Annotated in this window: 11 protein-coding genes; 5 read left to right on the top strand and 6 right to left on the bottom strand. The window is 71.1% G+C overall.

What is annotated here, in order from left to right; all coding sequences use genetic code 11:
* Nucleotides 1-110: 110 nt before the first annotated feature.
* A complete protein-coding gene (locus ACGFZW_RS27860; RefSeq protein ID WP_393895974.1) occupies nt 111-1,094 on the top strand; it encodes a TerC family protein in 984 nt (327 codons plus the stop codon).
* Nucleotides 1,095-1,169: 75 nt separating this feature from the next.
* On the opposite strand, the gene ACGFZW_RS27855 is transcribed toward ACGFZW_RS27860, so the two are convergent.
* From ACGFZW_RS27855 to ACGFZW_RS27845, 3 genes are all read right to left on the bottom strand, one after another.
* Nucleotides 1,170-2,228, bottom strand: a complete 1,059-nt coding sequence (locus ACGFZW_RS27855) for a S66 peptidase family protein (protein ID WP_393895973.1) — start codon at nt 2,226-2,228, stop codon at nt 1,170-1,172.
* Between the two features lie 170 nt (nt 2,229-2,398).
* The gene (locus tag ACGFZW_RS27850; RefSeq protein WP_393895972.1) at nt 2,399-3,055 is read right to left on the bottom strand and encodes an MBL fold metallo-hydrolase; all 657 of its coding nucleotides are present in this window, start codon (nt 3,053-3,055) and stop codon (nt 2,399-2,401) included.
* Nucleotides 3,056-3,064: 9 nt separating this feature from the next.
* Nucleotides 3,065-3,808 carry a maleylpyruvate isomerase family mycothiol-dependent enzyme gene (locus ACGFZW_RS27845; protein WP_393895971.1) on the bottom strand — a complete coding sequence of 248 codons (744 nt, stop codon included), beginning with the start codon at nt 3,806-3,808 and terminating at the stop codon, nt 3,065-3,067.
* A 664-nt stretch (nt 3,809-4,472) separates the two neighbouring features.
* On the opposite strand from ACGFZW_RS27845, the gene uvrA reads away from it, so the two are divergent.
* Complete coding sequence (gene uvrA / locus ACGFZW_RS27840; protein WP_393895970.1) at nt 4,473-7,514, top strand: excinuclease ABC subunit UvrA; 3,042 nt, start codon at nt 4,473-4,475, stop codon at nt 7,512-7,514.
* Nucleotides 7,515-7,618: 104 nt separating this feature from the next.
* On the opposite strand, the gene ACGFZW_RS27835 is transcribed toward uvrA, so the two are convergent.
* Nucleotides 7,619-8,632, bottom strand: a complete 1,014-nt coding sequence (locus ACGFZW_RS27835) for a carbohydrate kinase (RefSeq protein WP_393895969.1) — start codon at nt 8,630-8,632, stop codon at nt 7,619-7,621.
* Nucleotides 8,613-9,737, bottom strand: a complete 1,125-nt coding sequence (locus ACGFZW_RS27830) for a LacI family DNA-binding transcriptional regulator (protein ID WP_393895968.1) — start codon at nt 9,735-9,737, stop codon at nt 8,613-8,615. The genes ACGFZW_RS27835 and ACGFZW_RS27830 overlap by 20 nt, the downstream gene beginning before the upstream one ends.
* A gap of 351 nt (nt 9,738-10,088) precedes the next feature.
* On the opposite strand from ACGFZW_RS27830, the gene ACGFZW_RS27825 reads away from it, so the two are divergent.
* Complete coding sequence (locus ACGFZW_RS27825) at nt 10,089-10,499, top strand: Rieske (2Fe-2S) protein (RefSeq protein WP_393895967.1); 411 nt, start codon at nt 10,089-10,091, stop codon at nt 10,497-10,499.
* Nucleotides 10,500-10,560: 61 nt separating this feature from the next.
* Here the strand turns inward: ACGFZW_RS27825 and ACGFZW_RS27820 are convergent, their stop codons facing one another.
* Entirely contained in the window at nt 10,561-11,499 is a 939-nt protein-coding gene (locus ACGFZW_RS27820; RefSeq protein ID WP_393895966.1) for a hypothetical protein, read from the bottom strand.
* A 241-nt stretch (nt 11,500-11,740) separates the two neighbouring features.
* Here ACGFZW_RS27820 and ACGFZW_RS27815 point away from each other — a divergent pair, with 241 nt between their 5' ends.
* Together ACGFZW_RS27815 and ACGFZW_RS27810 are read left to right on the top strand one after the other, a co-directional pair.
* Entirely contained in the window at nt 11,741-12,385 is a 645-nt protein-coding gene (locus ACGFZW_RS27815; RefSeq protein ID WP_393895965.1) for a papain-like cysteine protease family protein, read from the top strand.
* A 3-nt stretch (nt 12,386-12,388) separates the two neighbouring features.
* Nucleotides 12,389-13,255 (top strand): hypothetical protein, encoded by an 867-nt coding sequence (locus tag ACGFZW_RS27810; RefSeq protein WP_393895964.1) that lies wholly within the window; start codon nt 12,389-12,391, stop codon nt 13,253-13,255.
* The last annotated feature ends 5 nt before the right edge of the window (nt 13,256-13,260 follow it).

Here is a 13,260-nt window from a genome sequence, read left to right as displayed (position 1 = left end):
TCCCGGGGCGTCGGCCCGTCTCAAGGACCGCGAGCATTCGCGGACCAGGGTGGAAGAGACCTCCGGCAGCGACGACGCTGTAAGTGCCGTACGACTCTGCCGGAGGAGCAGTGGACGTTTCCCTGACCATGTGGGCATTGACCATCCTTGGTCTGTGCGCCCTCATCGCCGCCGATTTCTTCATCGGCGGCCGTAAACCGCACGAGGTCTCCCTCAAGGAGGCCGGCATCTGGACCGGTGTCTGGATCGCGCTCGCCGCGCTGTTCGGCCTGGGCCTGCTGGTGTTCGGCGGCGGCGCCCCCGCCGGCGAGTTCTTCGCGGGCTTCATCACCGAGAAGTCCCTGAGCGTCGACAACCTCTTCGTCTTCGTTCTGATCATGGCCAAGTTCGCCGTCCCGGCGATCTACCAGCAGCGGGTGCTGATGGTCGGCGTGCTGATAGCACTGGTGCTCCGGGCCGGCTTCATCGGCGCCGGCGCCGCGATCATCGCCAACTTCTCCTGGGTCTTCTACCTCTTCGGCGCGTTCCTCATCTGGACGGCGTGGAAGCTGATCAAGGAGGCAAGGGCCGAGGAGCAGGACGAGGAGTTCGAGGAGAACCGCGTCCTGAAGATGGTCGAGAAGCGCGTGCCGTCGACCGACACCTACCACGGCACCAAGTTGTTCATCGTGGAGAACGGCAAGCGGCTGATGACGCCGATGCTGATCGTCATGCTGGCGATCGGCACCACCGACGTCCTCTTCGCACTGGACTCCATTCCGGCGATCTTCGGCCTCACCCAGGACCCGTACATCGTCTTCACCGCCAACGCCTTCGCGCTGATGGGCCTGCGGCAGCTGTACTTCCTGATCGGCGGGCTGCTGAAGAAGCTGGTCCACCTCTCGTACGGCCTGTCGATCATCCTCGGCTTCATCGGTGTGAAGCTCGTGCTGCACGCCCTGCACGAGTCGGGGGTGGGCGTCCCGGAGATCAGCATCCCGGTCTCGCTGGGGGTCATCTGCACCGTCCTCGTCGTCACCACGATCACCAGCCTGCGCGCTTCGAAGAAGCAGGCGGCGGCCGAGACGGAGACCAAGAGCAGCATCGACGCCTGAAATCCGCACCGCTGAAAGCGGCCGGTACCGCTCCCGTCGGAGCGGTACCGGCCGCTTTCGCACCGGGTCCGCAGGTCAGTACGTGACCGTGATCCGCCGCGTCTGCCCGTCGACACGGATCGTGCCGCCGTAAGGGATCACCAGCTGCGGATCGGTGTGCCCGAGGTCGACGTCGAAGACCGCCACCATCTCCGGCGCGTACGCGGCCAGCGCCCGCAGCACCGCCGCGCGCTGCTCCCGCACATACGACGCCTTCGCCTCGGGGGAGTGGGGCTGGTCGAACGACCATGCCTTCGGGCGTCCCATCAGCAGCGCGCCGAACCGCCCGAGGAGGCCGCGCTCGCCCATGCTGCGCAGCACGTAGTACACATCGTCGGCGCGCGGCAGCTCCTCGGATGTCTCCAGGAAGAGCACACCGTCGTCGTCGAAATCGGTGACCGCCCCGATCTCCCGGTCCGTCATCAGCATCCAGGACAGCACTTCCAGGCAGCCGCCCCAGCTGACGCCCTCCACCACCCGCTCCGGCCCGTGCCAACTCCAGCCGTCGCCCGGCCACATGGCGGGCTCGGTGGTGAAGGTGTCCGGGTCGGCCCAGTCGCCGCCCTCGTCGGTGTACTGCGTGGCGGCCCGCAGTTCGTACGGGCCCGGGGTGAACAACGCGGCGCGCAGCGACTCGGCGGTGAGCGGGTGCAGCGCCCCGGGACGGCCCAGTTCGCACATCACCGAGGCGCCGTGGAAACCGACAATCCCGGTGCTCCGCAGGTAGGCCAGCAGGTTGGTGCAGTCGCTGTAGCCGAAGAACGGCTTGGGATCGGCGCGGAAGACTGCGCGGTCCAGGTACGGCAGGACCGTGATCTGGTCGTCGCCGCCGATGGTGGTGAAGACCGCCCTGATCGCAGGGTCCGCGAACGCCGCGTGCAGGTCGTCGGCCCGCTCCTGCGGAGAGGCGTCCTTGCGCAGCGTGGACGGGTAGGTGACCGGTTGCAGCCCGAACTCCTTCTCCAGCCGGGCGAGGCCGAGTTCGTACGGCAGCGGCAGCCGTGCCGCGAGGTCGGACGACGGGGACAGCACGGCGACGCGGTCGCCGGGACGGGGCTTTCGCGGGTACACGGGAGAGGAGCGCAACGGCAGCATGGCGTGACACTAAGGCGCGGACGCCGGGCTCGCAGCTCGATTACGCGCCCATGGACAGGAACGCGGCCGTGGAACCCGCACTTGGACCCCGCACGCGGCGGGCCCGCACACGGACTTGCCGCGTGCGGGCCCGGACGCGCGCCCTTTGGCGTGCTCGTGGTCGCGAAGCGCTACCAGCCGCGCTCGCGCCACTCCTTCAGGTGCGGACGCTCGGCGCCGAGCGTGGTGTCGTTGCCGTGGCCCGGGTAGACCCAGGTCTCGTCCGGCAGCTGGTCGAAGAGCTTGGTCTGCACGTCGTCGAGGAGGCTGGTGAAGTGCTCGGCGTTGCCCCAGGTGTTGCCGATGCCTCCGGGGAAGAGGCAGTCGCCGGTGAACACGTGCGGAGCGCCGTGCGGGTCGTCGTAGACCAGCGCGATGCTGCCCGGCGTGTGGCCCACCAGATGACGGGCGGTCAGCTGTACCCGGCCGACGGTGAGGGTGTCTCCGTCGGCGACCAACACGTCGGTGGGCACGGGGATGCCCTCGGCGTCGTACCGTCCGGCGTACGTCCGCGCACCCGTCGCATCGACCACCTCGCGCAGGGCGCCCCAGTGGTCACCGTGCTGGTGCGTGGTGACCACGGAGGCGATGCCGCTGTCGCCGATCAGCGAGAGAAGGGTGTGCGTATCGGCGGCCGCGTCGATCAGCAGCTGCTCGTCGGTCGCCCGGCACCGCAGCACGTAGGCGTTGTTGTTCATCGGACCGACCGCGACCTTCGAGATCATCAGGTCGGTCAGCTCGTGCACGTCGGCCGGTCCGCCGACCTTCACTGCTCCGCTGTAGCCCATGGGGCCACTCTAAAGCGGCGGGACCGCGGGCAGCTCGGAGCCCTGGGCGTCGAGTTCGGTTCCGTCGGCCCGCCCCGTGAGCCAGCCGACCAGAGCCGCGGCCGAGCCCGTCACCACCACGGGCGGGTCCTCGCCGCCCGTCGTGGTACCGCCGCCCCCGGTGCGCCACATGCGGCCGTCATCGGTCCGCAGTTCCAGGGCGGGCAGCTTCGGATGCCGGGCGAACTTCACCGTGGCCAGGAAGTCCAGCTCACTGCTGAGGAAGGTGGGCGGCAGCTCGGCGACGGCGTAGCCGACCCCGAGGTCGACGTGGTGCAGCTCGACCTCCGCCAGCCGCCGCAGCGGCAGCCGGTCGGCCCGCTCGACGACGCCGTTGCGCATCTCGACCTCGTACGCCAGGCGCTCGGCCGGCAGCGCGTCCACCGCCGTGTCGAACCGCGCGGCGCTCTCCCGCAGGTCCCCCAGGTGTGCCGCCAGTGAGCGGTCCGCGTCCCGGGCGATGTCGCCGTCGCGGGCCGCAGCGCTGATGTACATCGGCGCCGGGACTCCCGTACGCGCCCAGGTGAGCAGGTTGACCAGCGCGTCCGCGTTGCGCGCGAGGTGGGCCAGGACGTGACCGCGGGACCAGTCGGGGAGCAGGGACGGTTCGCCGATCGCCTCGTCGTCGAGCTTGCCCAGCGAGACGAGCAGGCGGTCGGTGGCCTCGCGGACAGCGGCCGCGTCGTGCGGGAAGTCTGGCGGAGTGAGGGTCATGGCCCGACGCTAGCGCCGTGAGGGCGAGTTCGGGAGTCGGCCGACACGGATCCGTGGCGTACGCGGGTGGTGCGCGAGGGGCGGGCGAGTCACCGCGGCCGGCCCTCGCACCACTGCACGCAGCGTGAGGCCGCCCCCGGGATCGCCGAGACGCTTGTTTGACCATGGGGACGCGGTCCAGCCGAGTGCGCTTGCGGAGCCGCCGGGGCTGTGTGTGAGGTACGCGACCCTGACGCGCGGCCGGCCTCGCTGCCGATCATGGCGGCATGCGGCACCGCGGGCGGCGGAGCCGTGGTGCGGCAGGCGATGGGTGACCTGGTGGGCGCTGAGGCCGTTGAACAGGCTGCGGCGCCGCGGCGCAGGTTCTCCTGCCGGAGCGGGAGCCGCTGCACAGGCTCGGGGCCGGGGCTGCAGACCCGCGGTGTACGGGCGGCGGGGCGGGCGGGAAGGAAACGGCGCCGCCACACGTTTGGGTGAAGGGTGCTCTCGAGCACCGTAAATCGAATGCGCGTGCTATAGGCTCGTGTAGGCATCACTAAGACAGTGCCGCGGCGGTCCCCATACCCTGGGGCGTGGGCTCCGCTCCGCTCCGCCGCCTCTGCTCCACCGAGCGGCGGACGCAGGGCCGCGGCTCCCCGCCCCTCTCCAGAAAGGTGCGACCGGCGTGGCCGACCGTCTCATCGTCCGTGGCGCTCGTGAGCACAATCTCCGCAACGTCTCGCTCGACCTCCCCCGCGACTCCCTCATCGTCTTCACGGGGCTCTCCGGGTCGGGTAAGTCCTCGCTCGCGTTCGACACGATCTTCGCCGAGGGGCAGCGGCGCTACGTCGAGTCGCTCTCCTCGTACGCCCGGCAATTCCTCGGGCAGATGGACAAGCCCGATGTGGACTTCATCGAGGGCTTGTCCCCCGCGGTCTCGATCGACCAGAAGTCGACCTCGCGCAACCCGCGCTCGACCGTCGGCACGATCACCGAGGTCTACGACTACCTCCGCCTCCTCTTCGCCCGCATCGGCAAGCCGCACTGCCCGGAGTGCGGGCGGCCGATCGCCCGGCAGTCGCCGCAGGCCATCGTCGACAAGGTCCTGAAGCTCCCCGAGGGCAGCCGCTTCCAGGTGCTCTCCCCCCTGGTGCGCGAGCGCAAGGGCGAGTTCGTCGATCTCTTCTCCGACCTCCAGACCAAGGGCTACAGCCGGGCGCGGGTCGACGGGGAGACGATCCAGCTCTCCGAGCCGCCGAAGCTGAAGAAGCAGGAGAAGCACACCATCGAGGTGGTCGTCGACCGCCTCACGGTCAAGGAGTCCGCCAAGCGCCGGCTGACCGACTCGGTGGAGACCGCCCTCGGCCTCTCCGGCGGCATGGTCATCCTCGACTTCGTCGACCTCGACGCGGACGACCCGCAGCGCGAGCGGATGTATTCCGAGCATCTGTACTGCGCCTACGACGACCTGTCCTTCGAGGAGCTGGAGCCCCGGTCCTTCTCCTTCAACTCGCCCTTCGGCGCCTGCCCGGACTGCACCGGCATCGGCACGCGCATGGAGGTCGACCCCGACCTGATCGTTCCCGACGAGGAGAAGTCCCTCGACGACGGAGCGATCCACCCCTGGTCGCACGGCCACACCAAGGAGTACTTCGGCCGGCTGGTCGACGCCCTCGCGGACGCCCTCGGCTTCCGTACGGACATTCCGTGGGCCGGGCTGCCGCAGCGCGCCAAGAAGGCCCTGCTGCAAGGCCACCGCACCCAGATCGAGGTGCGCTACCGCAACCGGTACGGGCGCGAGAGGGCGTACACCACCCCCTTCGAGGGTGCCGTGCCGTTCGTCAAGCGCCGGCACAGCGAGGCGGAGAGCGACAGCAGTCGGGAGCGCTTCGAGGGCTACATGCGCGAGGTGCCCTGCCCGACCTGTGAGGGGACGCGGCTCAAGCCGATCGTGCTCGCCGTGTCGGTCCAGGAGAAGTCGATCGCCGATGTCGCGGCCATGTCGATCAGCGACTGTGCCGACTTCCTGCGGGACATGAAGCTCGACGCCCGCGAGAAGAAGATCGCCGAGCGGGTCCTCAAGGAGGTCAACGAGCGGCTGAAGTTCCTGGTCGACGTCGGCCTGGACTACCTCAGCCTGAACCGCGCCGCCGGCACCCTGTCCGGTGGCGAGGCCCAGCGCATCCGCCTCGCCACCCAGATCGGCTCCGGCCTCGTGGGCGTGCTCTACGTCCTGGACGAGCCGTCGATCGGCCTGCACCAGCGCGACAACCACCGCCTCATCGAGACCCTGGTCCGTCTGCGCGACATGGGCAACACCCTGATCGTCGTCGAGCACGACGAGGACACCATCAAGGTCGCCGACTGGGTCGTGGACATCGGCCCGGGGGCGGGGGAGCACGGCGGCAAGGTCGTGCACAGCGGTCCCATGAAGGAGCTGCTGACCAACAAGGACTCGATCACCGGGCAGTATCTGGCCGGCAAGCGGGCCATCGCGATGCCCGACATCCGCCGGCCCGCCGACCCGGCCCGGCAGCTGACGGTGCACGGCGCGAAGGAGAACAACCTCCAGGACATCGACGTCTCCTTCCCGCTCGGTGTGCTGACCGCCGTCACCGGAGTCTCCGGCTCCGGCAAGTCGACGCTGGTCAACGACATCCTCTACACCCACCTCGCGCGCGAGCTGAACGGCGCCAAGTCGGTGCCGGGCAGGCACACCCGGGTGGCGGGCGATGACCTGGTGGACAAGGTCGTGCACGTCGACCAGTCGCCGATCGGCCGGACCCCGCGCTCCAACCCGGCCACCTACACCGGTGTCTTCGATCATGTCCGCAGGCTCTTCGCGGAGACGATGGAGGCCAAGGTCCGCGGGTACCTCCCCGGCCGCTTCTCCTTCAACGTCAAGGGCGGCCGCTGCGAGAACTGCTCCGGCGACGGCACGATCAAGATCGAGATGAACTTCCTGCCGGATGTGTACGTCCCGTGCGAGGTGTGCCACGGCGCGCGCTACAACCGCGAGACGCTTGAGGTGCACTACAAGGGCAAGTCCATCGCCGAGGTGCTGGACATGCCCATCGAGGAGGCGCTGGACTTCTTCGAGGCGGTGCCGACCATCTCCCGGCATCTGAAGACGCTGCACGAGGTCGGTCTGGGATACGTCCGCCTCGGCCAGTCGGCACCGACCCTCTCCGGCGGTGAGGCACAGCGGGTGAAGCTGGCGAGCGAGCTCCAGAAGCGTTCCACCGGCCGCACGGTCTACGTCCTGGACGAGCCGACGACCGGTCTGCACTTCGAGGACATCAGCAAGCTGATCTCGGTGCTGTCCGGACTGGTCGACAAGGGCAACTCCGTGATCGTCATCGAGCACAACCTCGACGTGATCAAGACGGCGGACTGGGTCGTCGACATGGGTCCCGAGGGCGGCAACGGCGGTGGACTGGTCGTCGCCGAGGGCACGCCCGAGGAGATCGCCGCGATTCCCGCCAGCCACACCGGCAAGTTCCTGCGGGACATCCTCGGCGACCGCGTCAGCGACGCCTCGCCGGCCTCGAAGCCGGCGAAGAAGGGCGCGGCGAAGAAGGCTGCGGCGAAGAGGCAGCCGGCCAAGAAGGCCGTGTCGGCTGCGGCGAAGAAGTCCCCGGCGAAGGTCACGGCACGGACGGCTTCGGCCGAGAAGACCGCACCCGCCGCCGCGAAGAAGACGACCCGGGCCCGCCGGACCTGCTGACGCCGTGGACGCGTGACCCACCGGGCCGCCATCGCACCTCGTTCACGAGGCGGTGGCGGCCCGTCGTCGGCTACGAGCCGTTCCCTGTCCCTTCCCCACCCTGCCTACATCGCGATTTCCGCCGCGTACGGGGGCTCGGCGCCGGCGCGGGAGCAGGTGACGGCGGCTGCCCGGGCGGCGAAGCCGAGGATGTCCCGCCAGTCGCCGGCACCGAGCGCGGCGACTGCGGCGTGGGACAGGGCGCCGTGCGCGTCGAGCCGGTGCAGCAGCGCGGCGTTGACGGTGTCGCCCGCGCCGATGGTGTCGACGACCTCGACCCGATCGCCGGGCACGCTCACCTCGTCGCCCCCGTGGGTCAGGACGGTCAGACCGTCGCCGCCACGCGTGATGACGATCGCTGCGGGGCCCGCGCCCAACCAGCCCTTCGCCGCCGCGGCGACCGCCTCCCACGCTCCGTCCGCACCGCTGTCATCACCGTTGTCCGAGGCACCCGGGGCGCCCGAAGGCGAGCCGGTCTCCACCTCCGCCAGCCAGCGCGCGTCCTCCTCCGACATCTTCAGCAGAGCGACGTGCGGGAGCCAGGAGGCGAAGCGCGCGCGGTAGGCGGCGGGGTCTGCGATCAACCCGGCACGGATGTTGGGGTCGAGCGCGGTGAAGACGCCGCGGCGCGCCTCGCGGCGCAGCAGGGCCTCGTAGGCGCTCGCGCCCGGTTCCAGAACGAGTGAACAGGTGCCCAGGGACAGGGCGCGGGCCCCCTCCGGCAGTGCGGGCGGCAGCGTGAAGAGGCGGTCGGCGGTGCCGTCGACGTAGAAGCCGTAGCCGGCCGAGCCGTCCGGGCTGATGTCCGCCAGGGCGAGGGTGGTCGGCTCGGTGCCCCGCTCCACCAGGGAGGTGTCGACGCCACCGGTGCGCAGTCCCTCCACCAGTGCCTCACCGAAGGCGTCGGTCGAGATGCGCGAGCAGAAGGCGGTGGGCGAGCCGAGTCGCCCCAGGGCGATGGCGGTGTTGTACGGGCCGCCGCCGCGGCGCGGCGAAAGCGCGGGCAACCGGCCGTCCCCGGACGCTTCCCGGGGGCTGGGGACGAGGTCGATCAGTGCCTCACCGGCGACGACGATCACGGGTGCGGTTCCTTTCCTGTGGGGCTCGGCCGGCGGCTGTTTCGGCCGGGCCAGTGGTCGCGGCCGGTGCTGCGGCCGGGTGGGCGGTGCCCGCCGCGCCCGGCGCGGGAGAGGGGCAGCCGCACGACGAACGGTGAACCAAGGTGCAAGGGAGACGGATGGTGCGCGGTGGCCGGTCCGGTGCCTCCAGGCGCTCCAGCAGCAGCCGGACCGCGGTGGCGCCGATCTCCTTGCTGGGCTGCGCGATCGCGGTCAGCCGCGGTGTGAACAGGTCGGCCCAGGAGAAGTCGTCGAAGCAGGCCAGCGCGATGTCGCGGGGGACCTGGAGGCACTGTTCGCCCAGCGCACGCAGCGCGCCGATGGTCATCGCGTTGTTCGCGGTGATGATCGCGGTGGGTGGTTCAGGCGCGGCGAGCAGTTGCCGGGTCGCGTCCTGAGCCCCGTCCGCCTCGGAGTTGCCGCCGGCGAGCAGTTCGGGGGCGAACGGCAGCCCGCGGGCGCGCAGCCCCTCGCGGTATCCCTGGACGCGTTCGGTGGTGGTGCTCAGCCCGGGGAGCCCCGCCACCATGCCGATCCGGGTGTGCCCAAGACCGGCCAGATGCTCGACCAGCTCACGTACCGGGCCGGTGCTCTCGGCGCAGACCTGGTCCCGGCCGTCGTCGACCAGACGGTCCAGGAAGACGGTGGGCACCTCGCGCCGGGTCAGATACCCGACCATCTCGGCGGGCTCCGCTGACGGCGCGACGATCATGCCGTCCACCCGCCGCTCGTGCAGCAGTTGGACGACCTTGCGCTCGTGCACCGGGTCGTCGTGCGGATCGGCGATCAGCAGGCTGTAGCCGGCCTCCAGTGCGCCGGCCTCCACACCCTGGAGGATCTCGGTGAAGTACGGGTTGCTGATCGCGGAAACGGCCAGGCCGATCGACCGGGTGCGCGAGGTGACGAGGGAGCGGGCGAGGGTGTTGTGGGTGTAGCCGAGCTCGTCGATGGCGCCCAGCACCGCGGCGCGGGTGCCGGCGCGTACCGGCCGGGTCTCGTTGAGCACATGCGAGACCGTGGCGACGGAGACGCCCGCGAGCCGCGCCACATCGGCCATCGTTGCCATTCGGTATGTCCTTCCCGGTCCGGGCGGCCCCGGCGCCGACCGTGCGGCTCCTCGTGGCGCCGGCACCATCACAACATACGCGTAAACGTTTGCGTAAGCGCTTGCGCCCAGAAAGTTGTCCGGAGGGGAACCGGGCGTCGGACCGCCTTCGCGAGCAGGGCCGCGCCGTCGGCACCCGCGCCGGCGCAAGCACCCGCGCGATGCCCTGGGACGCGCGGCGCCGCAGGACACGGCGGATCGGAGGCCGCCGCGTACGGAGGGCCGTGCGACCCGAGGCATTCGGGTCGCCGGAGGCGGAATGATCCGTATCGGTATCGTCGGGTCCGACACCCTCGGACCTCTGGAGTAGCCATGCGCCAGCCCCCCGCCCGTCGAACCGTACTGCGGGGAGCGGCCCTCGCCGGCGCCGCCGGTTTCGGGGTGGCGGCCTGCTCGGGCGGCTCGGAGGAGGACGCCTCGGCCGTGCCCACCGCACCGGTCGATCTGGGGTCCGCCGCCGAGGTGCCGGTTGGCGGCGCCAAGCTCTACCGCGAGGACCGGCTGGTCGTATCGCAGCCCGCCAAGGGCGACTTCAAGTGCTTCAGCGCCAAGTGCACCCACGCGGGCTGCATCCTCGCCGATGTCGACAGGACCGAAGGCAACTGCGTCTGTCACGGCAGCCGCTTCGACGTCACCACCGGCAAGGTCATCGAGGGCCCGGCGACCCGGCCGCTGCCCGAGGTCCCGGTGAAGGCCGAGGGCGGGAAGCTGATCGCGGGCTGAGTTCGCGGGGCGGACGAGCCGGATGGTGGTGGGTCGCTCCGGTCCGGTCGCCCCCGGGCCCTCAGCCCCAGTCCCAGTCGATCCCCAGTATCCCGGGCCGCACGCCCTGTTCCACGAGATGGACCGCGCGGTGCCGGCCGTTGAGCGTCAGTTCCTGCCTGCCGGTGCGTGGCGCACCGGCCGACGCCTGGGAGAAGCGGCGGCAGCGTACCGGCAGGGCCGCCTCGTCGAAGTGCACCTGCAGGACGTACTGGCCGCCGGCGAAGCTGAACCCGCGGATGTACTCGGCGCTCGGGCCGCCACTGCCGTCCTCGAAGACATAGCCGAAGACCTGGGTGTCGCCGGCCCGCAGCCGCGCGTCGAAGAGCAGCTCGGCGACCACCACACCGGTCTCCGCGTCCCCGCGCACCCGACCCAGCCGGCAGTTCTCCACGGCGCGCACCGTGACCCGGGACGGATCGCAGCCGGTGTCGCCGCGGTGGATGGCGATGTAGCGGTCCACTCCGTCCCTGTGGGCGCGGACCACCTGCAGTGATTCGCGTTCGCTCAGCTCACGTCCCGGCCCGATCCGTACCCGTTCGTGATGCCCCACGGTGTGCAGCCCTCCGTCCGCGGGGGTTTCCAGCTCGGTGAAAAGCTGGCGTAGCGCGTCGGCGGGTGCCACAAGCGAGCGGTACGAGCGGCCGACCGGGCGTTCGGCCTCCGGGCGGGGCCCGCCCTCGGGCTCCAGCAGCCGGTGCAGGGACTGGGCGGGCAGGCCGAGCACCTCCTCCAGAGCGCGGACCGCTCGCAGCGACTCGGGGCGCTGCGGGCGACGGGCGCCTTGCTGCCAGTAGCTCAGGCTCGTCACCCCGACCTTGATGCCGCGCTGCGCAAGCTTGTGCTGGACGCGGGTCAGGGCGAGGCCGCGCACCGTGAGCGCGCTGCGCAGGGCGAGGTGGAACGGCCCGGTGCGCAGCAGCTGCTCCAGCTCGGCCGACTCGGGGGTCTTCTGTGCCATTGCCTCATTCCTCCGGCGCGCGGGTGAACGTTCACAACCGGGACGCACGCCGCGCGCCTTTCCTGCCTGGTCACTGCAGGACGCGCGCCGCCGGCCGTTCACATCCGGGCCCGTCCGTCCACACCCCCATGTCACCTCGCATTGAAGCGTGTTGACCTCCCCGCGACAACACCCGATGCTCCTCAGCAGCATCCGGATGCGCTCCTCTCACCCCCTCCACCCCCCTCACGGGAGGAACGCCATGACCCGTGCACCCCTCGCACGCCGTTCGCGCCGCAGATGGCTGTCGGCCGCGGCACTCACCGTCGCGGCGCTGACCACGCTCCCCGGCGCCACCGCCTCGGCAGCCGCGCCCCCGGCGCACGCCGACGCGACGGCCGGCGCGGCAGCCCCCGCCGCGTCGCTCGCCGCCAACCGTCTCGACATCTCCATGCAGGCCCAGGAACAGAGCAACTGGTGCTGGGCCGGCTCCGGCAACACCATCGCGGCCTGGTACGGCAAGAGCTACAGCCAGAACCAGTTCTGCAACGCGGCGTTCAACCGCCAGCAGGGCACCTCCTGCCCCAACAACCAGGCCACCCTCGGCAACGTGCAGAACGCCTTCGACTGGATGGGCATCAACTCCGGCTCGTACGTCACCGGATATCTGCGCTACAGCACGGTGCAGAGCGAGATCAGCGCCAACCGGCCCATCGAGACCCGCATCCAGTGGTCCTCCGGCGGCGGCCACATGCATGTCATCCACGGCTTCGACACGGACCGGAACTGGGTCTACTGGGGCGACCCCTGGGGCTCCAACAGCCGGTACAACTGGGGCGATTTCGACTACTACGTGAACGGCAGCTCCTTCTCCTGGACGCACTCCCTCTACCGGATAGGAGCCTGAGCCGTGAGGAAGCACACCGCCGTACGCGCCGCCGCCACCGGAACGCTCGCCACCGTCCTCATCGGCCTCGCCCCGCACGTCGCGCTGGCCGCCGACAGCCCCGCGCCGCCGAAGGCTCCGGCCCGTACCAGCCTCACCGCCGCGCACGAGGCGGCTGCCGCCCCCGCCACCCTGGCCACCCTCGCCCGGTTCTTCGCCCGTGACGAGGCCCGCGGCGGCGCCGGCGCGACCGCGCCCCGGACAGCGACCGCCCCGCGCATCGAGGGTGCGGCGGTCCCCGTGTACGTCCTGTCGCCCGACTTCGTCCGCGGCAAGGCCGACGCCCCCGTCGCCCGGCTGGAGTTCCTCGCCAGCAAGGCCGTGGCGGCCGACGGTGAGAAGGCCTCGGTGTGGACCGTGCGCCGGGGCGCGGACTGGCGGGTCGTCAACATCGCCAGCGGCGACGACGAGACCCGCTACACCCGCGCCGGGGCCGCGAAGGGCGGCGCCGGCACGGTCTTCCACGAGCCGCAGATCGATGCCTGGTACGTGCAGCGCGGTGACCGGGTGGAGCCGCTGGACGCGGAGGCGCGGCAGGCCGTGGGAGCCCACGGCACCAGCGTGGCCGCCTACCGGAAGCGGGTGGCGGAGGCGTACGGCGACAAGCTGCCCGGCTCCGCCTACGACAAGCGGGGCGAGGCCGGCGGCTACGGCCCGCCGTCCGAGGGGGCCGCCAAGGAGAGCGCCCGCAAGCAGCAGGCCGAGGCCGCCGCCGTGCCGGCGAGCGACGACATACCGGTGACCGCCGCCTCGACCGTGGCCGGGCTCGCGGCCCTGCTCGCGCTCGGTCTCTCCGGCGCGGCGGCGCTGCGCAGGAGGCGCGCCCGGTGAGTGCC

It is taken from the genome of Streptomyces sp. NPDC048248, assembly GCF_043201875.1.
In the GTDB taxonomy this organism is placed as follows: Bacteria; Actinomycetota; Actinomycetes; order Streptomycetales; family Streptomycetaceae; genus Streptomyces.
This window is presented reverse-complemented; position numbering and strand designations above follow the sequence as displayed.